19 protein-coding genes, 1 other RNA gene and 1 pseudogene are annotated in these 21830 nt (G+C 70.8%); 10 read left to right on the top strand and 11 right to left on the bottom strand.

Features of this window, described 5'->3' with window-relative positions:
• The first annotated feature begins 249 nt into the window (after nt 1-249).
• Nucleotides 250-1020: a transposase gene (locus ACFVUT_RS35895; RefSeq protein WP_389652941.1), complete on the top strand. Its 771-nt coding sequence runs from the start codon at nt 250-252 to the stop codon at nt 1018-1020.
• Between the two features lie 9 nt (nt 1021-1029).
• Here the strand turns inward: ACFVUT_RS35895 and ACFVUT_RS35890 are convergent, their stop codons facing one another.
• The 6 genes and pseudogenes from ACFVUT_RS35890 to ACFVUT_RS35865 all read right to left on the bottom strand — a co-directional run bounded on the left by ACFVUT_RS35890 (nt 1030) and on the right by ACFVUT_RS35865 (nt 5783).
• Nucleotides 1030-1311, bottom strand: coding sequence for a hypothetical protein (locus ACFVUT_RS35890; protein ID WP_389652938.1), 282 nt, complete (start codon nt 1309-1311; stop codon nt 1030-1032).
• Nucleotides 1312-1477: 166 nt separating this feature from the next.
• Nucleotides 1478-1753 (bottom strand): annotated as a pseudogene (locus ACFVUT_RS35885) (IS701 family transposase); the annotation flags it as partial.
• Between the two features lie 53 nt (nt 1754-1806).
• Entirely contained in the window at nt 1807-2445 is a 639-nt protein-coding gene (locus ACFVUT_RS35880; protein ID WP_389652935.1) for a response regulator, read from the bottom strand.
• Between the two features lie 160 nt (nt 2446-2605).
• Entirely contained in the window at nt 2606-3799 is a 1194-nt protein-coding gene (locus ACFVUT_RS35875) for a sensor histidine kinase (protein WP_389652932.1), read from the bottom strand.
• A 173-nt stretch (nt 3800-3972) separates the two neighbouring features.
• Entirely contained in the window at nt 3973-4695 is a 723-nt protein-coding gene (locus tag ACFVUT_RS35870; protein WP_389652929.1) for an ABC transporter permease, read from the bottom strand.
• The gene (locus ACFVUT_RS35865) at nt 4695-5783 is read right to left on the bottom strand and encodes an ABC transporter ATP-binding protein (RefSeq protein ID WP_389652926.1); all 1089 of its coding nucleotides are present in this window, start codon (nt 5781-5783) and stop codon (nt 4695-4697) included. Before ACFVUT_RS35865 ends, ACFVUT_RS35870 begins: the two co-directional genes overlap by 1 nt.
• A 369-nt stretch (nt 5784-6152) precedes the next feature.
• Between ACFVUT_RS35865 and ACFVUT_RS35860 the strand changes: the two genes are divergently transcribed.
• From ACFVUT_RS35860 to ACFVUT_RS35850, 3 genes are all read left to right on the top strand, one after another.
• Nucleotides 6153-7049: a MaoC/PaaZ C-terminal domain-containing protein gene (locus ACFVUT_RS35860; protein WP_389652923.1), complete on the top strand. Its 897-nt coding sequence runs from the start codon at nt 6153-6155 to the stop codon at nt 7047-7049.
• Between the two features lie 43 nt (nt 7050-7092).
• Nucleotides 7093-8169 (top strand): Zn-dependent alcohol dehydrogenase, encoded by a 1077-nt coding sequence (locus ACFVUT_RS35855; RefSeq protein ID WP_389652921.1) that lies wholly within the window; start codon nt 7093-7095, stop codon nt 8167-8169.
• Between the two features lie 200 nt (nt 8170-8369).
• On the top strand, nt 8370-9323 hold the full coding sequence (locus ACFVUT_RS35850) for a 3-oxoacyl-ACP reductase (RefSeq protein ID WP_389652918.1): 954 nt from the start codon (nt 8370-8372) through the stop codon (nt 9321-9323).
• Between the two features lie 381 nt (nt 9324-9704).
• On the opposite strand, the gene ACFVUT_RS35845 is transcribed toward ACFVUT_RS35850, so the two are convergent.
• On the bottom strand, nt 9705-11243 hold the full coding sequence (locus ACFVUT_RS35845; RefSeq protein ID WP_389652915.1) for a hypothetical protein: 1539 nt from the start codon (nt 11241-11243) through the stop codon (nt 9705-9707).
• A gap of 196 nt (nt 11244-11439) precedes the next feature.
• Here ACFVUT_RS35845 and ACFVUT_RS35840 point away from each other — a divergent pair, with 196 nt between their 5' ends.
• From ACFVUT_RS35840 to ACFVUT_RS35825, 4 genes are all read left to right on the top strand, one after another.
• On the top strand, nt 11440-12471 hold the full coding sequence (locus ACFVUT_RS35840) for an ABC transporter substrate-binding protein (RefSeq protein WP_389652912.1): 1032 nt from the start codon (nt 11440-11442) through the stop codon (nt 12469-12471).
• A gap of 168 nt (nt 12472-12639) precedes the next feature.
• Nucleotides 12640-13482: a Nif3-like dinuclear metal center hexameric protein gene (locus tag ACFVUT_RS35835; protein ID WP_389652910.1), complete on the top strand. Its 843-nt coding sequence runs from the start codon at nt 12640-12642 to the stop codon at nt 13480-13482.
• The gene (locus ACFVUT_RS35830) at nt 13479-14222 is read left to right on the top strand and encodes a zinc ribbon domain-containing protein (RefSeq protein ID WP_389652974.1); all 744 of its coding nucleotides are present in this window, start codon (nt 13479-13481) and stop codon (nt 14220-14222) included. Before ACFVUT_RS35835 ends, ACFVUT_RS35830 begins: the two co-directional genes overlap by 4 nt.
• Nucleotides 14222-15499 (top strand): bifunctional RNase H/acid phosphatase, encoded by a 1278-nt coding sequence (locus tag ACFVUT_RS35825; RefSeq protein ID WP_389652908.1) that lies wholly within the window; start codon nt 14222-14224, stop codon nt 15497-15499. The genes ACFVUT_RS35830 and ACFVUT_RS35825 overlap by 1 nt, the downstream gene beginning before the upstream one ends.
• A 79-nt stretch (nt 15500-15578) precedes the next feature.
• Here the strand turns inward: ACFVUT_RS35825 and eda are convergent, their stop codons facing one another.
• Nucleotides 15579-16214: a bifunctional 4-hydroxy-2-oxoglutarate aldolase/2-dehydro-3-deoxy-phosphogluconate aldolase gene (eda, locus tag ACFVUT_RS35820; RefSeq protein WP_389652906.1), complete on the bottom strand. Its 636-nt coding sequence runs from the start codon at nt 16212-16214 to the stop codon at nt 15579-15581.
• Between the two features lie 73 nt (nt 16215-16287).
• Nucleotides 16288-17088 (bottom strand): peroxide stress protein YaaA, encoded by an 801-nt coding sequence (yaaA, locus tag ACFVUT_RS35815; RefSeq protein ID WP_389652904.1) that lies wholly within the window; start codon nt 17086-17088, stop codon nt 16288-16290.
• 289 nt (nt 17089-17377) lie between these two features.
• Here yaaA and ACFVUT_RS35810 point away from each other — a divergent pair, with 289 nt between their 5' ends.
• Both ACFVUT_RS35810 and rnpB read left to right on the top strand, forming a co-directional pair.
• Nucleotides 17378-18820: an RNB domain-containing ribonuclease gene (locus tag ACFVUT_RS35810; RefSeq protein ID WP_389652901.1), complete on the top strand. Its 1443-nt coding sequence runs from the start codon at nt 17378-17380 to the stop codon at nt 18818-18820.
• Between the two features lie 207 nt (nt 18821-19027).
• Nucleotides 19028-19429, top strand: an RNA gene (rnpB, locus tag ACFVUT_RS35805) — RNase P RNA component class A.
• 89 nt (nt 19430-19518) lie between these two features.
• Here rnpB and ACFVUT_RS35800 read toward each other — a convergent pair.
• Together ACFVUT_RS35800 and ACFVUT_RS35795 are read right to left on the bottom strand one after the other, a co-directional pair.
• The gene (locus ACFVUT_RS35800; protein ID WP_389652899.1) at nt 19519-20631 is read right to left on the bottom strand and encodes a 3-deoxy-7-phosphoheptulonate synthase; all 1113 of its coding nucleotides are present in this window, start codon (nt 20629-20631) and stop codon (nt 19519-19521) included.
• Between the two features lie 250 nt (nt 20632-20881).
• A complete protein-coding gene (locus tag ACFVUT_RS35795) occupies nt 20882-21826 on the bottom strand; it encodes a phosphotransferase family protein (protein WP_389671124.1) in 945 nt (314 codons plus the stop codon).
• Between the last annotated feature and the right edge of the window lie 4 nt (nt 21827-21830).

Raw genomic sequence — 21830 nt, 5'->3', positions numbered from 1 at the left:
ACCGAACTCCACGACGCCTTCGTCTCCCTCGCCTGCAGCCTCATCTGCTACAGACGCCTCAAGAAAGCCCGCTCATGATCGTGTTACGAGCTCTAAGGGCTGTCCCGCAAGTACGGTCGTGCCGTGACCTGAGGGGTTTCTCTGGCCCGGAACCTGGACCGCTGGCCTACCGACCTCGGCCGGCGGAGCCAGGGCGCGTAGGTCTGGACCGTGTATGGACTCAAGGCCCACGACTGAGATGATCTTCATGTGGGGGCTGTGATCACGGCGTCGAAGCCGTCATGGATAGCGCCGTACTCCGGGCTGAGTCCCAAGCAGTTCGGGAAGCTGATCGCCATGCTGCGGCGCGGAGGTCCGCCCCTTGTTTGCAGGGGCCGTCCGTGGAGTCTTCGGCTGGAAGACCGGGTGTTGCTGGTTGCCGCGTACTGGCGGACGAACCTGACCTTGCGGCAGTTGGCTCCCTTGTTCGGGATCTCGAAGTCGGCCGCGGGCCGGATCGTGAGCCAGCTCGGCCCCTTGCTCGCGCTGCGGCCGCGGAGCCGCTTCCGCAGAGACACGGTGCTGATCGTGGACGGCACCCTGGTGCCGACGCGGGACCACGGCGTGGCGGAGCAGTCCAGGAACTACCGCTACTCGACCAACCACCAGGTCGTCATCGATGCCGACTCACGTCTTGTTGTCTGCGTCGGCCGGCCTGTGCCTGGCAACCGCAACGACTGCAAGGCATGGGAACTGTCCGGAGCCAAGAGCTCGGTCGGCAACACCACCGTGATCGCCGATGGTGGCTACCGCGGCACCGGTCTGATCATCCCGCACCGCCGAGACCCCGGCCAGACCGAGCTACCGGCCTGGAAGGAAGCCCACAACGCCTCCCACCGCAAAGTCCGCGCCCGAGTTGAGCACACCTTCGCCCGCATGAAGACCTGGAAGATCCTCCGCGACTGCCGTCTGAAAGGCAACGGCGTCCACCACGCCATGCTGGGCATTGCCCAGCTGCACAATCTTGCGCTAACCCGATGAGCGAGGGGTTCAGCCCGGTTCCGCCGCGCTGGAGCCCGCCGGTTTCGAGGGTCTCTGGTGCCCGCACTCCAGCCGTGTGCCGTCCGCGTCACTCACTGTGTACTCCAGGACGACCTTGGTCGGGTCACCATCCTCGTAGAGCCACACCGTGATGCCCTCCTGGCAGACAGCGGTAGAGAACCAGACATCGATCCCCTCAACCTCCGGAGCGACCGTGAAGACCTCCCCGGGCTTCAGCCAGTAGTCCTCACCGTACGGCTCGACGAAGAGCCAGAGGTCGCCGTCGCCCACATTCTCCACAGGCAACCTGCTGCGTCCCAATTGTCCCCCAAAGACCGCTGCCTCCATGAACCTCTACACGCTATCCACCCAGCTGGCTTCGGCGCCTTCAGGTGGCACTCGTCCCACCGGTCCTTTGCGGGACAGCCTTTAGTACTCCGGCTGTAGATCGCGATCTTCATGATTCGGCGACTTGCCTCCGATAGTGGCCAGCCTTGGAGAGGGCCTGGTGTCGATGTCGCCAGTCGGATCAACTGAGCCGGTGGGTGTCGTCGTGGGTGGGTCGGGCGGCGAGGGTGATGAACAGCCGCTGGATCTTGTTGCAGGTGAGCGGTGTGAGGTCGCTCGGTACCGGCCGGCGGGCGTGTTCGTCGGCCCGGACGACAGCGAGGAAGGCATGGGCGAGCATGGCCAGGGTGACCCAGCGGGACCAGGACGTGTGGCGGCGGACCTGCCCCGGGCGCGGCGGCTGCCCGGTCCTCGGTGCCGTGTCGTCCCCGGTCGGCGCTACAGCCACCCCTGCTGACGCGCCGCCCGTACCGCCTCCATCCGGTTGCGTGTGCCTGTCTTGCCGATGGCCGACGACAGATAGTTCCGTACCGTCGACTCGGACAGATGCAGCTTCGCCGCGATGTCGGCGACCGTCGCCCCGTCCACGGAGGCGTTCAGCGCGTCCCGTTCCCGCGCGGTGAGTGGGCTCGGTCCGGCGCTGAGCGCGGCGGCGGCCAGCGCGGGGTCGATGACCGTCTCCCCGGCCAGCACCCGGCGGATCGCCGTCGCGAGTTCCTCGACCGGACCGTCCTTGACCAGGAAGCCGGCCGCCCCGGCCTCCATCGCTCGGCGCAGATAGCCGGGCCTGCCGAACGTGGTGAGGATCAGCACCCGGCAGTCCGGCACCTCCTCGCGCAGATCGGCGGCGGCGTCCAGTCCGCTGCGGCCGGGAAGCTCGATGTCCAGAAGTGCCACATCGGGGCGGGAGTTCAGCGCGGCGGCCACGATCTCGTCCCCGGCGGCGACCTGGGCCACGACCTCGATGTCCGGCTCCAGACCGAGCAGCAGGGCGAGCGCGCCGCGCATCATGCCCTGGTCCTCGGCGAGCAGGACTCGTACACACTTCGCGGGCCGCTCGTCGGGCATGTCAGTCATGCCGCCAGCGTAGCCAGGGAGCCGCCGCGCGAACCCGCCCCGGCGGGGCGGAGGCGGGTGAAAGGCGTAGGAAAGGCGCAGGAAAGACGCCGGTGGACGCATCACCGCTTCGACGAACCGGTCCCCGCCCCGCCGTGTGGGCCGAGGTCGAGGCGTCGGGTCACCCCGTCGACTCCATCGCGTCCACGGGCAGTTCCGCGGTGACCACGAACCCGCCGTCCGCTCCCGCGCCCGCCTTCAGGGAGCCGCCCGCCGCGGCGAGACGTTCGGTGAGCCCCTTCAGGCCGGTGCCGCCGATGCCCGGCGTGGGCGGTGCGGCGGAGGCGGACGGACCGCGGCCGTTGTCCGTGATCGTCAACCGGACGCGGTCGGGGGTGCCGTCGACGACGAAGGTGCAGGTGGCGGCGTTGCTGTGGCGTACGACGTTGGTGACGGCCTCCCGCACCACCCAGCCCAGCAGTGCCTCCGTCTGCGGGGCGAGCGGTGGCCCCGAGCGGCGGAGTACCGGCTCGATTCCGGCGGCGGCCAGCGCGGACCTGGCCCGGTCCAGTTCGGTGGCGAGGCTCCCCTCGCGGTAGCCGGTGACCGCCTCGCGGATCTCGGTGAGGGCCTGGCGGCCCACGGACTCGATGTCCGTGACCTGGCGGAGCGCGGCGTCCATGTCGTGCGGCGCGAGCCGGCGCGCGGCCTCCGACTTGACGACGATCACGGAGAGCGTGTGGCCCAGCAGATCGTGCAGATCGCGGGAGAACCGCAGCCGTTCCTTCTCGACGGCGGTACGGGCCAACTCCTGCCGGGTGGCGCGCAGTTCCTTCACCGTCTCCGCAAGCGTGAGGATCGCGGCGGTCACGGCGCCGGAGATGAAGGTGCCGTAGCCGATGGTCCATGGGTCCGAGCCGCCGTTCCCCCGCCAGACGGCGACGAGGGTGGCGACCACGGCCAGGGAGAGCAGACCGACGACCAGGTACCGCCGGCGCAGGATCGCGCCGCAGGCCAGCGAGAGCAACGGGAAGAACAGCAGCCAGCTCCCGCCGTAGCCGATCGCGAGCGCGAACGTGACGGCGGCCATCGCGGCGAGCAGCCCGTACGACACCGGGCTCTCGCGCTTCCTCCGGTCGAAGCCGCGGAACACCACGGAGATGTAGAGGGAGTTGAAGGTGAACAGCCCGAGACCACCGAGCCAGGGGTTGGCGGCCTCGCCCTGGAAGAGGTTGGAGAAACTGCCCAGACCCATCAGCAGCCAGGGCAGCAGGGCGTACGGTCCGGGCGGGCCGGGGCGGCGGTTGCCGCGCCGTGCGCGCGGTCCCTTCCAGGTACGCCAGCCCTCTCCCGCGCTCGTTCGGTTCCTGGACATCTCCGCTCCCGTCACGCGGTTCTCGTGTGTCAGACATTCCTCACGTGTCACGCGGTTCTCGTGTGTCAGACCGTCCTCACATGTCACGCGGTCCTCGTGTGTCACATGGTCCTTGCATGTCGGAGGGTCCTTGCGCGTCACACGGTCCTTGCGTGTCGCATGGTCCTTGCATGTCACATGGTCCTCGCGGACCGACGGTATGAGATCACCGCATACGCGCCGAACAGCAGGAGCCACGCGCAGAGCACGGCGACCGTGCCGATGCCGGGCGCGTGCCCGTCGGTGGTCGCCCAGCCCAGGTCGGCGAACCGGTGGGCGGGGGTGAACCGGCCGAGGGAACGCAGCCACCCGGGAAGCACCTCCAGCGGGAACCAGAGCCCGCCGACGATCGCGAAGCCCATCAGACAGGCCACATTGACGGCCCCGGTGCCCTGCGGGGTGAGCCGGTAGCCGTTGCCGAGGCCGAGCAACGTGAACGGCAGCGCGCCGATCCACAGCAGCAGCGCCAGTGTGATCCACTGCCAGACCTCCAGCCGCACCCCGTTGACCAGCCCGCCGGCCAGCAGCACCGTCAGGACCGTCGGCAGGACGGTCACCGAACCGCTGATCGCCCGGCCCACGACCGCCCGCGACGGGGCGAGCGGGGTGACCCGCAGCTGCTGCAGCCAGCCGAGCGTCTTGTCGGAGGCGACCCCCGTACCGATCGACATGGCGGAACCCAGCGCACCGTATGCGGCCATGCCGACCATCGAGGCCGTCTTCCAGCCATCGACGTTCCCGCCGCCCCCGATGTTGGTGAAGAGCAGATACATCATCACCGGCATCCCGGTCCCGAAGATCAGGAAGAAGCCGTCGCGCAAGGTCCTGCGCACTTCCAGCACGATGTAGCGGAACATCACACGGTCTTCCTGTCGGAGTCGGTCGTGGTCGCGGACGGTGCGGCAGCCGGTGTCGCAGCCGGTCCGGAATTCGGTACGAAAGTGGGTACGGCAGCCCGCGCGGCAGTCGCTACGGAAGCCGGTGCGCCAGTCAGTCCGGACGCCGGTGCCGCAGCCGGTGCGGCAGTCGCTACGGAAGCAGGTGCGGTGAGGGCGAGGAACGCGTCCTCCAGCGTGGCCCCGGAGACCCGGAGGCCGCGGATCGCGCTGCGTCGGGCCAGCTCCACCACGGTGGCGTCCGAGTCGTCGGTACGCAGCAGCGCCCGGTCCCCGGACACCTCGACGGCGATGACACCGGGCAGCAGCTCCAGGCCCTCGGCCGGCCGGCCCGCCAGGTCGAAGGAGACGAGGCCGCCGCCGGCCGCGCCCCTGATCGTCTCGCCGCTGCCGTCCGCGACGATCCGTCCCCGGTCGATGACGACGATCCGGTCGGCGTTCTCGTCGGCCTCCTCCAGATAGTGGGTGGAGAAGAGGACGGTGTTGCCGCGCCGGGCGTAGGCACGCATCGATTCCCAGAACGTCCGGCGCGCCTCCACGTCCAGGGCGGCGGTCGGTTCGTCCAGAACGATCAGCTCCGGGTTGCCTGCCAGCGCGACGGCGAAGCGGACGCGCTGGATCTGGCCGCCGGACAGTTTGTCGATGCGCCGGTTCGCGTACTCCTGGACGCCCGCCAGGGAGAGCGCCTCGGCCACCGGCATCGGCTGCGGATAGGCCGAGGCGACGAAGGCGATCAGTTCGCGGACCGTGACCCGCTGGATGGGCCGCCCGTCCTGGAGCATGGCGCCGACCAGGCCGGCCCGCACCGCCTGCCCGGCGGTCCGGCCCAGCACCCGCACCTGGCCGGAGTCCGGCTCGTCCAGGCCCAGCAGCAGGCTGATGGCGGTGGACTTTCCCGCGCCGTTGCGGCCGAGCAGCGCGACGGTCTCGCCGCGGCCGATGGACAGATCGATGCCGTCCACGGCCCGTACGGTCCGCCCCGCCCGGCCGAATGTCTTGACCGCCGCGGTGATGTCCACCGCGGCCGAACTCCCCGTTGTCCGCTTCATGACCCCGACGCTACGGACGGTGCCCGGTGCCCCGGCAGAGGCGTGCGTACGGAATTCGCGATGACAAATGTCATGATGCCCGGCCGGCCGCCGCGCCATGTCCGACCCCGCCACCGAACCATGTCCGACCCCGCCACCGAACCATGTCCGACCCCGCCACCGAACCATGTCCGACCCGACTGCCGAACCATGTCTGACGCTACGTCAGCAACAGTCTTCACAACGGCTGGGCGCTGCGTTATACATGGGGGTCATCGGCTAGAACGCGTTCTAGAACGGGCGTGGCAGCCGGTCCCGCACGACCTCGGTGCGGCCGACGGTGCGGACGGCCGCACCGAGGTCTTTCCACCGTCAAGGAGCAGGTGTCCCATGCCCATTGATGCCGAAAAGGCGGTCGCCGCCGAACCCCGGTCCACCCGGATCAACTGGGACCACAAGGACGTCCAGCTCTACCACCTCGGGATCGGCGCGGGATCCGGTCCCGGCCCGGCCGGCCCCACCACCGACTGTGCCACCGACCCTGCCACCGACCCCGCCGAGCTGCGCTACACCCTGGAGTCCCGGCTCCAGGTGCTGCCCTCCTTCGCCACCGTCGCGGGCGCGGGCATGGGCGTCGTCGGCGGACTCTCCGCGCCCGGCATCGATGTCGACCTCGCCGCCGTCCTGCACGGCGGGCAGAGCGTACGCGTGCACCGGCCGATTCCGGTGAAGGGCGGCGCGGTACAGACCTCGAAGGTCGCCGCCGTGTACGACAAAGGCAAGGCGGCCGTGCTGGTGCTGCGCACCGAGGCCGCCGACGACCAGGGCCCGCTGTGGACCAACGACGCCCAGATCTACGTCCGGGGCGAGGGCGGTTTCGGCGGCGAGCGCGGTCCCTCCGAACGGATCGCGTACCCCGCAGTCGCCCCCGACCACGTCGTGGAGCGGCCGATCCGCCCGGACCAGGCGCTGCTCTACCGTCTCTCCGGCGACTGGAACCCGCTCCACGCCGACCCCGAATTTGCCGCCCTCGCCGGATTCGACCGGCCGATCCTGCACGGTCTGTGCACCTACGGCATGACGCTCAAGGCCGTCACCGACACGGTGCTCGGCGGCGACGTGACCCGTATCCGCTCCTACCGCACCCGATTCGCCGGGGTCGTCTTCCCCGGCGAGACCCTCCGCGTCCTGATGTGGACCGGCAAGGACCACGTCCGGGTCGAGGTGCGCGCCGTCGAGCGGGACGACGCCCCGGTCCTCGGCGACACCTTCGTCGCACACACCTGATCCAACTCCAAGAGGTCCACGGGCCCATGAGGGGAGCCGCACCATGCGCGCAGCCGTACTGCACGAGATCGGTCAGGACAAACTGGAAGTCCTCGACGACGTCGAGGCGGTGGGCTTCGGCCCCGGCAAGGTCAGGCTCCGCATCCGGGCCACCGGACTGTGCCACTCCGATGTCTCCGCGATGAGCGGAGTGCTGCCGCAGCCCGCCCCATTCATCCCGGGCCACGAGGGCGCGGGCGAGGTCGTCGACGTCGGCGACGGCGTCACCGGGCTGAGCGTGGGGGACCGGGTGCTGGTCTGCTGGCTGCCCGCGTGCGGGACGTGTCCCTCTTGCAGACGCGGCCAGACCCAGCTCTGCCTGGCCGGTTTCATGAACGCGGGAACGCCGAACTTCAAGCGCCCCGGAGGAGACGTCTTCGGTTTCGCGGGCACCGGGACCTTCACCGAGGAGGTCGTCGTCGGCGCGGGCTGTGCGGTGCCGATCCCCGACGACGTACCGTTCGAGATCGCCGCGCTGATCGGTTGCGGGGTGACCACGGGGCTCGGCGCGGCCATCAACACCGCGCAGGTGGAGGCCGGTTCGTCGGTCGCCGTCATCGGCTGCGGCGGGGTCGGCATCTCCGCGATCCAGGGCGCCAGGGTGCGGGGCGCCGCCCAGATCGTGGCCGTGGACCCGGTCGCGTCCCGCCGCGAGGCGGCCCTGCGGTTCGGCGCGACCGAAGCGGTGTCCCCGGACGAACTCGCCGACGCCAAGCAGCGGATCACCGCGGGCGAGGGCTTCGACTACGTCTTCGAGGTCGTCGGCAAGTCGGCCACCGCCCGCACGGCGTACGAGAACACCCGGCGGGGCGGCACCCTCTGCGTGGTCGGCGCGGGCGCGATGGACGACAACTTCCAGGTCAACATGTTCGAGCTGTTCTTCGACGAGAAGCGGATCCTGCCCTCCATGTACGGCGGAGGGGACGTGCTCCGGTCGTACGAGCGGGCCATCGCGCTCTGGAGGGCCGGCCGCATCGACCTCGCATCGATGATCACCCACCGGGTGCGGCTCGACGGCATCAACGACGCCCTCGACCAGATGAGGACCGGCGAGTCGCTGCGTACGTGCATCGAGCTCTGACGGTCCCTGGCCGGACGAGAGCCGGACGAGAGCACGACGAGAGCCGGACGAGGGCCGGGGAGTCGCTGCGTACGTCGCCCTCGGGCTCCGACGGTCCTCGGCCCGGCGAGAACCGGCGACGCGCCGCGCACCTGCATCGCACCTGCATCGCACTCCCACCCCGCCCTGTTCGTTCCCACCCGAGAGGCTTCGAGGCTCCGATGTCACTTCCCCCGTCTCTTCCCCTGCACGGCATGTCGGCGATCGTCACGGGCGCGGGCCGCGGCCTCGGACGCGCCGAAGCGCTGGAACTGGCGCGGCTCGGCGCGTCCGTCGTCGTCAACGACTACGGGCAGCCGGGCCGCGACGGCTCCGGCGAGGCGTCCGCGGCCCCCGCCGAGGACGTCGTCGAGGAGATCCGGGCGGCGGGCGGCTCGGCGATCGCCCACCTCGGCGACGTCTCCGACCACGACCGGGCCCGCGTCCTGGTGGAACTCGCCGTCGGCACCTACGGAAAGCTCGACATCCTGGTCAACAACGCGGGCATCCTGCGCGACCGGATGGTCTTCTCGATGACGGAGGACGAATGGGACTCCGTCATCAGAGTCCACCTCAAGGGCCACTTCAACACCACGCACTTCGCCGCGTCCCACTGGCGCGCCCGCGCCAAGGAGTCCGGCGGCCCGGTCCATGGCCGGATCGTCAACACCTCCTCGGAGGCGTTCCTGGCCGGTTCGGCGGGCCAGCCGAACTACGCGGCGGCCAAGGGCGGCATCGTCGGCCTCACCACCTCGACGGCCCTGGCCCTGGCCAAGTACGGCGTCACCGCCAACGCCATCTGCCCGCGGGCCCGCACCCGGATGACCGAGGACGTCTTCGCGGGCTTCCAGGAACCGGCGGACGGCCGGCTCGACGCGCTCGCGCCCGAGCACGTCGCGCCGCTGGTCGGCTACCTGGCCTCGCCGGCAGCCGCCAAGGTCAACGGCCAACTGCTCGTCGTGCACGGCGGCATGGTCGCGATCGTCGAACGCCCCAGGGTGGCGGCGAAGTTCGACTCGTCGAAGGAGACGTTCTCCTTCGACGAGCTGGACAAGCTGATATCGCCGTACTACGAGGACCGCCCGGCGGGCGAGACCTTCGCCGCGGCGGAGGTGCTCGGCCTGAAACGGGGCTGACGGCAACGGCACGGCGAACAGGGGTGGGCCCCGGCAGCTGTCCGATCGGCTGCCGGGGCCCACCCGTCCCTCGTTGATGTTCCGCGCGGTCAGGCCGCTCTGCTGTCCCCCTCGGAGGGGCGGCGGTGACGGCCGTGCGGTTGTGCTGACGCGTCGTCCACCGACACACCTCCTCGGTGCTTTCCGGAGCCGCCGGCTTCACCCGACTCCGCGTCCGCCCCCGGCGTACGCGTCTGGGTCGTGTCGGTGCGGGCCTCAGACATGTGGGAAGTCACCCCGTTGTGATCGTTTACTTGTGTGTCACCAGGGCCGGTCACGCCACCACAACACGGTCACCGTCGGCGACCGAGGGATACGGCTGCGTAGCCCCGGCCCAGGATTTTAACCAGGCGCCATGCGCCCCGTGAGAGGCGCCTGCCCCAGTGGAACCGGTCTGCACATCGGAAGAGTCGTGAGAGCGGCGGAGGGTTGCCTACCACTTTCCTCAGCCGCTTCCGCCGCCCGTCGCGACGCCGGTCGCGCGCCGTGTTCCCCGTCCGCCGGGGCCTCCAGCAGTGCCACCCCGCACGCCACGCTCTCGTTGGCGTACGGAAGTCTGAGTACGCCGTCGCGGGTCCACACCCCGCGACCGGCCTGCCACCCCTCGGGGGCGGCGAGTTGATGCAGCCGACGTCCCGACGGGCGCCACACCCCGAGCCAGCTGCCCGCCGCCCCGTCGATCCGCAGGGCCACCGCGCAGCTCTCCGGCATCAGCATCTGCCCCGGCTGTACGGCGAACGGCGTCACCGCCACATCCGCCGGGCACAGGCACTCCGGGAAGCGCACCGGCAGACAGCTGCCCAGCACCCCCCATCCGAGCCGGTCGTGCCCCGGCGCGTTCGAACGGATCAGCAGGAGACCGCTGTCCGCGCAGGCGAGCACCAGCCGGTCGTCGCTCTCCGGCGTGATCTGCAGCAGCGGTGTCACCTCACCGCCGCGGCCCAGGTCCACGGCCACCGCCTTGACCGGCCCGCCGCCCGGCATCTCCCGGTCCAGGGCCAGCATCCGCCCCGCCCGGTCCAGCCAGACCCCGCCGGAGCAGCGCCCCGGCACCCGGGCCACCAGCTCCGGGCCGGCGGCGGCGCCGCCCGCCACCAGCCAGACAGAGGTGGAGCGCGCGCCGACCGACAGCGCGTACGCGCTCGTACCGTCCGGTGACGGCGGCAGCAGGGTCAGATCCGCGCATCCGACGGCGCCGAGCGGCAGTTCACCGGTACCGGGACCGGTCGGATAGAGCAGCGAGAACGTGTGCCGGTCCGCGACCCGGCGGCGGATCAGCACCCGCCCGTCGGTCAGCGGCAGCACCTGGGAGTCCGGCTCCTCCGGCTGGTCGAGGGGGAGCGGCACGGCGTACGGCTCGTGCCCGTCGAGCGTCCAGCGCTCCACGCACCAGGCCCGCACGGCCTCGGCGGGCGCCTCCAGGGCGACGGTACGCAGGGCGAGCCGGGCCGCGTACGAACCGTCCGCGGCGATCGTGAACGACGGCGGGGGTGGGGCAGCGGCCGTGGCCGGGGGCGGCTTCGGGGCCGGGGACAGGGCTGCCGCGGCGGGTAGGCCGGGTCCGCCCGGCGCCCCGGCCCACTCGGGCAGGCCGCCACCCGTCCAGCCGTCCCCGCGGTCTTCGCCCTTCCCGCGGTCTTCGCCGTTTCTGCGGCCTTCTCCATTGCCGCCGTCCCGGTCGGGCGGGCCGCCGCCTGCCGCGTCGTCCGCGTCGTCCGCGTCGCCCCTGTTGTTCCCGTTCCGGCCGTCCCCGTCGGGCAGGCGGAATCTCGCGCGCTCGTCCGGCTCGTCCGGCACGTCGTCCTCCGGGACCGCCTCTTCGGCGTTCCCGGAGGCCCCGGCCGCCCCCGCGGTCCCGTTTTCGATGGCACAGGCAGTCATGGACTGGTCACCTCCGGCAACCGAAGCTAGTTTTCGCACTTCCTGCCGAACAACACGACCCTCACCGCTTCACACATAAGGGTGGTGATGCCTGGGTTTGCCTGAGCGCAAGGGGGTGCTTGTGCTCGATCTGGGGTGAATGAGTAAGGTAAGGCAGCCCTAAGCGAAACCTGTGTAATCTTCAACTGGAGAAGTGATGTCCCTTCGTCGTCGCGGTACCGCCGCAGTCGGCCTGGCGGTGGCCGCCGCCCTTTCCCTTTCCGCCTGCGGGAGCGACGACGCGGACGCGGCCAAGCCGGCCGGCGGTGACAAGAAGGCCGCTGTCGCGACGGGCGGCAAGGACTTCGCCGACGCCGCGAAGAAGACGGCGGAGTACGGGACCGACGCCGAGGCCGGGCAGTTCCCCCGGACCCTCACCCACGCCATGGGCAAGACCGAGATCAAGTCCGCCCCCAAGCGCGTCGTCGTGCTGGACGTCGGCGAGTTCGACAACGTCGTCTCGCTGGGCGTGAAGCCGGTCGGCTACGCCCCCTCCGAGGGTGACGCGGCCATCCCCTCCTACCTGAAGAAGGCGGCGGGCGACCCGAAGAACGTGGGCACGATCAACAACCTCAACCTTGAGGCGATCGCCGGCCTGAAGCCCGACCTGATCCTCGGCAGCCAGCTGCGCGCCGCCGACAAGTACGACGCGCTCTCCAAGATCGCGCCGACCGTCTTCTCCATCCGCCCGGGCTTCACCTGGAAGGAGAACTACCTCCTCAACGCCGCGGCCCTGGACAAGACCGCCAAGGCCGAGAGCGCACTCGACGCCTATCAGGCGAAGGCCGAGAAGCTCGGCGAGGACATCGGGCCGGACAAGCCGACCATCTCCATGGTCCGCTACATGCCGGACCGGATCCGCCTCTACGCCAAGGCGTCCTTCATCGGCACCATCCTCGACGACGCCGGTCTGCCGCGGCCCAAGAACCAGCAGATCAACGACCTCGCCGCGGAGGTCAGCCCGGAGAAGATCGACGAGGCCGACGCCGACTGGATCTTCACCGGTGTCTACGGTGACGTGAAGGCCACCAAGCGGGACACCACCCAGTCCAACCCGCTGTGGAAGAACCTCAAGGCGGTCAAGAACGGTCAGGCCAAGGACGTCTCCGACGAGACCTGGTACCTCGGCCTCGGTGTCACGGCCGCGAATCTGGTCCTCGACGACCTCCGCGCCGACCTCGTGAAGTGACGGCCTACGCGCCGACTGCGTGTAGTACGGCCCCCGCGCCGACTGCGTGTAGTACGGCCCCCGCGCCGACTGCGTGAAGTAACGATTCCCTCGCAGGGTGTCGGCCCGTTCGCACGGGTCGTCGAAGTCATGGACGACGGGGCACGGAGGGCAGGTAGCCTTTTCCTTGTGCCCCGTCTGTCTGAAGTCCTCGCCGAGCTCGACGCTCTCTGGCCGCCCGAGTGGGCCGAAGGCTGGGACGCGGTCGGCACCGTGTGCGGGGATCCCGACTCGCGGGTCGACCGTGTGCTCTTCGCCGTCGACCCCGTCCAGGGGATCGTCGACGAGGCGCTCGGGCTCGGCGCGCAGCTGATCGTCACCCACCACCCGCTCTACCTGCGGGGTACGACGACGGTCGCGGCCGACACCTTCAAGGGCCGGGTCGTGCACACCCTCATCCGGCACGACATCGCGCTGCACGTCGCCCACACCAACGCCGACACCGCCGACCCCGGTGTCTCCGACGCCCTCGCCGGTGCGCTCGACCTGCGCGTCGAGGCGCCCCTCGTGCCGGATCCGACCGACCCCAAGGGCCGTCGCGGCCTCGGCAGGATCTGCGTCCTCGACCACCCGGAGAACCTGGCCGACTTCGCCGCCCGCGCCGCCGCCCGGCTGCCCGCCACCGCTCAGGGCATCCGGCTCGCGGGCGACCCCGCGGCGACGGTGCGCACCGTCGCGGTCAGCGGCGGCTCCGGCGACAGCCTCTTCGACGCGGTGCGCGCCGCAGGCGTCGACGCCTTCCTCACCGCCGACCTGCGCCACCACCCGGCCTCCGAGGCCGTGCAGCACTCCCCGATCGGCCTGATCGACGCCGCGCACTGGGCCACCGAATGGCCCTGGTGCGAACAGGCCGCGGCGCAGCTCGACGCGATTTCCGACCGCCACGGATGGGACCTGCGGGTCCATGTCTCGAAGCAGGTCACCGATCCCTGGACCACCACCACCCACCACTCTTCTGGAGCCCCCAACTGAACGCCGCGCCCGCCGATCAGATCCGTCTCCTCGACGTCCAGGCTCTCGACGTACGCCTGTCGCAGCTCGCGCACCGGCGCAAGTCGCTGCCCGAGCACGCCGAGATCGAGTCGCTCACCAGCGACCTCGCGCAACTGCGTGACCTGCTGGTCGCCGCGCAGACCGAGGAGAGCGACACCGCCCGCGAGCAGACCAAGGCGGAACAGGACGTCGACCAGGTCCGTCAGCGCGCCGCCCGCGACCAGCAGCGCCTCGACTCGGGCGCGATCACCTCGCCCAAGGACCTGGAGAGCCTGCAGCGCGAGATCGCCTCGCTGGCCAAGCGACAGGGCGACCTGGAGGACGTGGTCCTCGAAGTGATGGAGCGCCGTGAGTCCGCCCAGGAGCGCGTCACGGAGCTGTCCGACCGAGTGTCCGCCGTCCAGGCCAAGGCCGACGACGCGACCGCGCGTCGTGACGCCGCGACCGGGGAGGTCGACGGGGAGATCGCGACCGTCACCAAGGAACGCGAAGTCGTCGCCGCTTCCGTCCCCGCGGACCTGCTGAAGCTGTACGAGAAGCTCCGCGTCCAGCAGGGCGGGGTCGGCGCCGCCCGCCTCTACCAGCGCCGTTGCGAGGGCTGCCGTCTCGAACTGAACATCACCGAGGTCAACGACGTGAAGGCGGCCTCCCCGGACACCGTGCTGCGCTGCGAGAACTGCCGCCGCATCCTGGTCCGCACGGCGGAGTCGGGCCTGTAATGAGCCGACCGCGCCAGCTCGTCGTCGAGGCCGACGGCGGATCCCGGGGCAACCCCGGCCCCGCCGGTTACGGCGCGGTCGTCATCGACCCGGCGACGGGCGAGACCCTGGCCGAGGCCGCCGAGTACATCGGCGTCGCGACGAACAACGTCGCCGAGTACAAGGGCCTCATCGCGGGCCTGAAGGCGGCGAAGGCGCTGGTGCCGGACGCCTTGGCGGACGGCACGCTCCGGGTGCGGGTCCGGATGGACTCCAAGCTGGTCGTGGAACAGATGTCGGGCCGCTGGAAGATCAAGCACCCCGACATGAAGCCGCTCGCGGCACAGGCCGCCGCGATCCTGCCGGCCTCCACCGTCACGTACGAGTGGATCCCGCGCGAGAAGAACAAGCACGCGGACCGTCTCGCCAACGAGGCGATGGACGCGGGCAGGCACGGCAGGCAGTGGGAGCCGTCGTCGTCGACGGCCGCCCTCGACACCCCCCGGCCCTCGGCCGTCGGCCTGCCGCCGGTCTCGGGCCCGCCCGGGGACGCGGCAGCGGGCGCGGCCAGGGCCCGCGCGGCCCTGGCCTCCCGGCCGGGAGCCGCAGCCCCGGCCACGGCTGCCGCAGCCCCGGCCGCACCCCAGGTCGGCTGGGGCGCGGCGCCCGATCTCGGCGCACCCGCCACCTTCGTACTGCTGCGACACGGCGAGACGGCCCTCACCCCCGAGAAGCGGTTCTCGGGCAGCGGCGGCAGCGACCCCGAACTCTCGGCGACCGGCCGCCACCAGGCCGAACGCATCGCACAGTCGCTGGCCGACCGGGGCACGATCGAGGAGATCGTCAGCTCGCCGCTGCGCCGTTGCCGCGAGACGGCGGCTGCGGTGGCGGGCCGGCTCGGCCTGGAGGTCCGGGTCGAGGAGGGGTTGCGCGAGACGGACTTCGGTGCCTGGGAGGGGCTGACGTTCGCCGAGGTCCGTGAGCGTTACGGCCCCGACCTGGACGCCTGGCTCGCCTCCGCGAAGGCCGCACCCACCGGGGGCGGAGAGAGCTTCGCGGAGGTCTCCCGCCGCGTCGCGGCCACCCGCGACCGCCTCACCGCCCGTTATGCGGGGCGCACGGTCCTCCTGGTCACCCATGTGACGCCGATCAAGACCCTGGCCCGGCTGGCGCTGGGCGCCCCGCCGGAAGCGATGTTCCGTATGGAACTCTCGGCGGCCTCGGTCTCCGTGGTGGCGTACTACGCGGACGGGAACGCGTCACTCAGGCTGCTGAACGACACGTCGCACCTGCGGTAGTCGCACCCTGCGGTGGTCGTACCTGTCGCACCTGTGGTGGTCGCACCTGTCGTACCTGCCGCATCTGCGGTGGTCGCACCTACGGTCGGGGCGAGGGTCCGCGCAGCGCCGACGCCTCGGCCGCCAGCCGCTCCACGCGCGCCCAGTCCTTCGCCGCCACGGCGTCCGCCGGAACCATCCAGCTTCCGCCCACGCAGCCGACGTTGGGCAGTGCCAGATAGGACGGCGCGGAGGCGAGCGAGATGCCGCCCGTCGGACAGAACCGGGCCTGCGGCAGCGGAGCGGAGAGCGCCTTCAGATACGCGGTGCCGCCCGCCGCCTCGGCCGGGAAGAACTTCATCTCGTTCACTCCGCGCTCCAGCAGGGCGACCACCTCGGACGTCGTCGAGACGCCCGGCAGGAACGGCACCCCCGAAGCCTTCATCGCGTCCAGCAGCGTGTCCGTCCAGCCGGGGCTGACCAGGAACCGGGCACCCGCCGCCACGGTGTCGGACACATGGCGTACGGATATCACGGTGCCTGCCCCGACCACCGCCTCCGGTACCTCGGCCGCGATCGCCCTGATCGCGTCCAGTGCCGCGGCGGTGCGCAGCGTCACCTCGATGGCCGGGAGCCCGCCCGCGACCAGGGCCCGGGCCAGCGGCACCGCGTCGGCCGCGTCCTCCAGGACGACAACGGGGACGACGGGAGCAAGATCCAGCACGGAGGAGGTCATGCGCTCATCCTGCCCCTCGAACTCACAGTACGCAACGAGCGTTGCGCATGTTGCAATGGGCTGCTCTGCCGGGTCAGTGGATCTCGGTCACCACGACGTCGAGCGACCACGCCCGCCCGGCCCGTGCGGGGCTCTCGGCCTCCACCGTGTATCCGAGGTCCCGCAAGGTCTCCACCAGCTCCGCGGGCCCCTTCGGGCGTGCGCCCGCCAGCAGCAGTTCACGGACCATGCGCCCCTTCGTCGCCTTGTTGAAGTGGCTGACCACGGACCGCTTCTCGACCCCGCCGACCCTCTGGGAGTGCAGCACCCGCACGCTCGCCGTGCGCTCCGCCACCTCACCCGTCGGCTTCCAGGCCGCGGTGTACGCGGAGGACCGCAGATCCAGGACGAGCCCGTCCCCGGCCGCCTCCGGCATGACCCGCGCCATCGGGCCGCGCCAGTACGCCCCGAGCGCGCCCAGCCCCGGCAGCTTCACCCCCATCGAGCAGCGGTACGAGGGAATCCGGTCGCCCACCCGGACGGCTCCCCACAGCCCGGAGAAGACCAGCAACGACGTTGTGGCCCGCCGTTTGGCCGCCGCGTTCAGGGAGGCCAGGTCCAGGGCGTCGTACAGCACCCCGGTGTAGATCTCCCCGGCCGGACGTGTCCCCGCCGTCCGCAGCTCGACGTTCTTCGCGATCTCGCCGCGCAGTCCCTCGCTCAGCCCGAGCACCTCGCGGGCCTTCTCCTCGTCCGCCGCACACAACTCGACCAGCTCGTCGAGGACCGCGGCCCGCGCCGCGGCCAGGCCCGGCAGCGACAGCGACTCCGGCTTCAGAGGTGCTCCGCGCCCCGACGCGGCCTTTCCCTCGGAGGGCGGCAACAGCACGAGCACGGCGGTTCTCCTTCGTACGAACGCACAGGCAGGCGGGCCGAGAAGGCCCGCGCACCAGCGTACGGTGATCCCGCTGCCGCACCGGGGCCCGTCCAGACGGTCTGGGCGGGAACCGCCCGGCCCCACCGCGCTTGCCGGCCCTACCGCGCCTGCCGCGCCTGCCGCGCCTACCGCGCCTACCGCGCCTGCCGGGACGGCCAGGACTGCCGGGACTGCCGGGACTGCCGGGACTGCCGGGACCGTCACCACCCGGGATGCCGCCCGGCCCGCCCCGCCATACGCTCGGTCCATGCCCCGCCGCCATCTCCACATGACCGGGCCGGCCGATACGCCGCTGAGGGCGGCCCTGTGCAAGCTGCGCACCGCACTCGAACTGCCCGACGGCTTCCCGTCCGACGTCCTCGCCGAGGCGGAGCAGGCGGCCGGGGGACCGGCGGTGGCGGAACACAAGGACGCGACGGACCTGCCGCTGTTCACCATCGACCCACCCGCGTCGACCGACCTCGACCAGGCCATGTACCTCGAACGCCGGCACCGGGGCTTCCGCGTGCACTACGCCATCGCCGATGTCGCGGCCTTCGTACGCCCCGGCGGCGCGCTGGACACCGAGGCGCACCGCCGGGTGACCACCCTCTACTTCCCCGACGGGAAGATCCCTCTTCACCCCGCACTGCTCTCCGAGGGCGCCGCCAGCCTCTTGCCCGGACAGACACGCCCCGCACTGCTCTGGCAGATCGACCTCGACACCGAGGGCGGCACCACCACCACCTCGGTACGCCGGGCCCTGGTCCGCAGCCGCGCCAAACTCGACTACGCGGGCGTCCAGCGGCAGATCGACACGGGCACCGCCGAAGAGTCTCTGGCCCTGCTCAGGGACATCGGACGGCTCCGTGAGGAACAGGAGGTCGCCCGTGGCGGCATCTCCCTCAACGTGCCCGAGCAGGAGATCGTCGCACGCGACGGGACCTACGGCCTGGAATACCGCGCTCCGTGGCCCGCCGACGGCTGGAACGCCCAGATCTCCCTCCTGACCGGCATGGCCGCCGCCCACCTCATGGCGGAGACCGGCACCGGCATCCTGCGGACCCTGCCGGTCGCTCCGGACGGCGCCGTGGCGCGGCTCCGGCGCTCGGCCGAGGCGCTGCACATCGACTGGCCGCACCACGTCCCGTACGCCGGGGTCGTCCGCTCCCTCGACCCGAGGAAGGCCAACCACGCCGCGTTCCTCCAGGAGTGCACCACCCTGCTGCGAGGCGCCGGCTACACCGTCTTCGACCACGGAGAACTCCCCACCCCCGCCGTCCACGCCGCCGTCGCCGACCTCTACACGCACTGCACCGCCCCGCTGCGCCGCCTCGTCGACCGGTACGCGGCCGAGCTGTGCCTCGCCGCCGTCGCGGACCACGACCCGCCCGAGTGGGCCCTTGCCGCGCTGCCCGGCCTGCCGAAGGAGATGGCGGACGGCACCAGGCGCGCCAACACGGTGGAGCGCGAATGCGTCGACGTGGTCGAGGCCGCGCTGCTCAAGGACCGGGTCGGTGAGGTCTTCGACGCGTACGTCGTCGACGTGAAGGAGCAGGATCCCACGATGGGCACCGTCCACCTCGACGCCCCGGCCGTCGTCGCCCGGGTCGAGGGCGGCACCGCGAGGCTCCCGCTGGGGGAGCGGCTGCGGGTCAGGCTCGCCCAGGCGGATCCCGGTTCGGCGAAGGTCCTCTTCGCCCCCGCCTGAGCACGGCCACGACGGCACCCGGACCCTCCGCGTCGGACGTCCGGCTCCCTTCCCCTCCGGCCTCATCGGTCTCATCGGTCTCTTCGGCCCCCGGAGCCCGAATCGTTCGTCTACGCCGTTCGTCCACGCCGTTCGGCCACGCCGTTCGTCCGAGCCGCCCCGTCCGGCCGCCCTCCACCAGGCGGGTAGCATGGTCGGCACGGCAGACGAGCCGGGCGGACGGCCGCGTGGGGATCCTCGGATCTCCCCGAGGAACGTCCGGGCTCCACAGGGCAGGGTGATGGCTAACGGCCACCCGGGGTGACCCGCGGGACAGTGCCACAGAAAACAGACCGCCGGGGACCTCGGTCCTCGGTAAGGGTGAAACGGTGGTGTAAGAGACCACCAGCGCCTGAGGTGACTCAGGCGGCTAGGTAAACCCCACCCGGAGCAAGGTCAAGAGGGGCCGTCGCAAGACGGCCCTGCGCGAATGTCCGAGGGCTGCCCGCCCGAGTTCGCGGGTAGACCGCACGAGACCGGCAGCAATGCCGGTCCTAGATGGATGGCCGTCTCCCCGGCCGCCGCGAGGCGACCGGGCGACAGAACCCGGCGTACAGCCCGACTCGTCTGCCCGCCCCGACCTTCTGCAGGTCGGGGCGGGTTCTCAGGTCAATTGCCGGTCAACGCCGCTCGGTTGGACCGGGGCTCTCGGCGTGTCTTCAGCCGTGAACAGTTCGGCGTCGGCGTACGGCCTGGGCCAGCTCACCGATCAGCGTCTCGGTCTGTTCCCAGCCGATGCACGCGTCGGTCACGCTCTGTCCGTAGGTGAGGGTCGACAGCGGACCCGGCTCCTGGCGGCCCTCGCGCAGGAAGCTCTCCACCATCAGGCCGGCAATTCCCGTTTCACCCCCCGCGATCCTCTCGGCGACTTCGCCGACCACTTCCGCCTGGCGAACGTGGTCCTTGCCGCTGTTCGCGTGGCTCGCGTCGACGACGAGGCGTTCAGGCATGCCGGCCTTGGCCAGCAGCGCCAGTGCGTCGCGCATGTCCTCGGGGCCGTAGTTGGGTCCGCCCCGGCCACCGCGCAGGATGATGTGGCAGTCCGTGTTGCCGCTCGTCGAGACGATCGAACCGGAGCCCTCTCCGTCGATTCCGAAGAAGACATGACGTCCCGCAGCCGCACGGCAGCCGTCCACAGCCGCCTGTACGTCTCCGTCAGTGGCGTTCTTGAAGCCCACGGGCATGGAGAGCCCCGAGGCGAGCTGGCGATGCACCTGGCTCTCCGGAGTACGCGCGCCGATCGCACCCCACGTCACCGCGTCGGAGATGTACTGCGGACTCATCGGTTCCAGGAACTCGCACCCGACCGGCAGGCCGGTGTCGAGCACATCGAGCAGTACCTGCCGCGCGATACGCAGCCCGTGCTGGACATCGTGCGAGCCGTCCAGGTGAGGATCGTTGACGAGTCCCTTCCAGCCGACCGTCGTACGCGGCTTCTCGAAGTACACCCGCATCACGACGCACAGATCGTCGCGGAACGGAGCAGCCGCGGCTGCCAGACGCTCCGCGTACTCCCGTGCCGCCGACGGATCATGGATGGAGCACGGCCCCACGATCAGCAGGAGGCGGTCGTCCTCACCGGTCAGCACACGGTTGGCGGCTTCACGGCTGCTCTGTACGAGAGCTGCGCGGTGCGGCGTCAAGGGAAGTTCGGCGCGCAGCGCGGCGGGCGGAATCAGAGGCTGGAAGCCGGTGACACGTAGATCGTTGGTCTGCGTCTGCGTCTGCGTCTGTGTCTGCGCTTGCGTCGGGGCAATGGGCGGCGTGGTCATGGGATGGTCCCGTCTCTGGTGAGGCGGCTTTGGACCCGTGCCACGTGTGCTCCGTGTACCAGCCGCCTCAAACGACGAAAGGCAGAGACGGAATCGTCTCTGCCTTGCTGGCTCCGGATGTTCGATCGACGGTCAGCGCATATGACCGCCGGCTCCACCCAGAGCCAGCGTAAAGCGCTGATACCAACCGAACCTCGTAGACATGTGCCGGAGTGTATCGCATGGCAGCGGTTGCTCGCGGTCGTCGACGTCACAGGAACTGCTCGGCCTGTCCTGCCAGCTCACACCACCATCCGAACGCGTCCGCGCCGGTGCCGGTCTCCGTGTCGAGCGCCATCCGCCAGCCCCGCAGCAGCAACCCGCACAGAGCCGTCATCGCATCGTGCAGATCCCGCAGCCCGACCTCCATCGCGGCAACGTCCGCGTAGAGGTCGACCACCTGTTGAGGGTGGAGTGCCAGGCGCCCGGCATTGGCCGCCATGAACCAGCCGAGCTCCACGCACGCCGGACCCCGCACGGCGAGTGCCCAGTCGATCAGCCACAGCACGCCCGTGCGGTCCACCCCCATGTTGTCGAGCTTGAGGTCCCCGTGCAGAGACGTCGTCGGCAGCTTGTCGAGTGAAGTGAGCAGAAGCCCCACGTCATCCCGGACAGCGTGGAGCAGACTCCGTACGTGCCGTGGTGCCCGCCTGTCGAACAGCTCCCATCCGGCCGCGACCTCCCGCGTCAGTCCACGCACATCGTGCTCGACCGGCAATGCGGATGTTCCACTGGTCAGCAGCAGAAGCCGGTCGTCGAGACGGCACCAGTGGTGTTCGGGAGCACTGAACCGGTCCGCGTGCAGCTCCGCCATGGCGCTGACGATCGACTCGGTGGAGGCCCGGTCCACTCGCCCTTGGACGAGGTGGCCGGAAATGTCATGCATCAGGGTGTAGAAGTGCCTGCCGTCCCCTGCGGAGTCGACTGCGGCCGACCTGACTCGGTCCGAGCGGATCAGCATCGACCGGGCGAAGGCTGCCTCGCGGCCGTGCACGTCCGCCGTGGCCCGCATGATCCAGTCGTCCTCCCAACAGGTCCGTTTCAGTACCCAGGAACCACCTGCCGATACGCCGCTCCCCAGGAGCCGTGCGCCGGAGAAGCCGTTGTGGGACAGCGGGCGCCAGCCGACTCCGCCCAGCCCGTGCCGCGAAAGCATCACT

The organism is Streptomyces sp. NPDC058051 (genome assembly GCF_042885475.1).
Classification (GTDB): domain Bacteria; phylum Actinomycetota; class Actinomycetes; order Streptomycetales; family Streptomycetaceae; genus Streptomyces.
This window is presented reverse-complemented; position numbering and strand designations above follow the sequence as displayed.

What these genes read in the sequence shown, in the direction of transcription:
- ACFVUT_RS35850 (WP_389652918.1), top strand. Translation starts at nt 8,370, where the DNA reads ATGTCACTTCCCCCGTCTCTTCCCCTGCACGGCATGTCGGCGATCGTC.
- ACFVUT_RS35845 (WP_389652915.1), bottom strand. Translation starts at nt 11,243, where the DNA reads ATGACTGCCTGTGCCATCGAAAACGGGACCGCGGGGGCGGCCGGGGCC.
- ACFVUT_RS35800 (WP_389652899.1), bottom strand. Translation starts at nt 20,631, where the DNA reads ATGACCACGCCGCCCATTGCCCCGACGCAAGCGCAGACACAGACGCAG.
- ACFVUT_RS35810 (WP_389652901.1), top strand. Translation starts at nt 17,378, where the DNA reads ATGCCCCGCCGCCATCTCCACATGACCGGGCCGGCCGATACGCCGCTG.
- ACFVUT_RS35860 (WP_389652923.1), top strand. Translation starts at nt 6,153, where the DNA reads ATGCCCATTGATGCCGAAAAGGCGGTCGCCGCCGAACCCCGGTCCACC.
- ACFVUT_RS35875 (WP_389652932.1), bottom strand. Translation starts at nt 3,799, where the DNA reads ATGTCCAGGAACCGAACGAGCGCGGGAGAGGGCTGGCGTACCTGGAAG.
- ACFVUT_RS35840 (WP_389652912.1), top strand. Translation starts at nt 11,440, where the DNA reads ATGTCCCTTCGTCGTCGCGGTACCGCCGCAGTCGGCCTGGCGGTGGCC.
- ACFVUT_RS35870 (WP_389652929.1), bottom strand. Translation starts at nt 4,695, where the DNA reads ATGTTCCGCTACATCGTGCTGGAAGTGCGCAGGACCTTGCGCGACGGC.
- ACFVUT_RS35855 (WP_389652921.1), top strand. Translation starts at nt 7,093, where the DNA reads ATGCGCGCAGCCGTACTGCACGAGATCGGTCAGGACAAACTGGAAGTC.
- ACFVUT_RS35795 (WP_389671124.1), bottom strand. Translation starts at nt 21,826, where the DNA reads ATGCTTTCGCGGCACGGGCTGGGCGGAGTCGGCTGGCGCCCGCTGTCC.
- eda (WP_389652906.1), bottom strand. Translation starts at nt 16,214, where the DNA reads ATGACCTCCTCCGTGCTGGATCTTGCTCCCGTCGTCCCCGTTGTCGTC.
- ACFVUT_RS35865 (WP_389652926.1), bottom strand. Translation starts at nt 5,783, where the DNA reads ATGAAGCGGACAACGGGGAGTTCGGCCGCGGTGGACATCACCGCGGCG.
- ACFVUT_RS35825 (WP_389652908.1), top strand. Translation starts at nt 14,222, where the DNA reads ATGAGCCGACCGCGCCAGCTCGTCGTCGAGGCCGACGGCGGATCCCGG.
- ACFVUT_RS35880 (WP_389652935.1), bottom strand. Translation starts at nt 2,445, where the DNA reads ATGACTGACATGCCCGACGAGCGGCCCGCGAAGTGTGTACGAGTCCTG.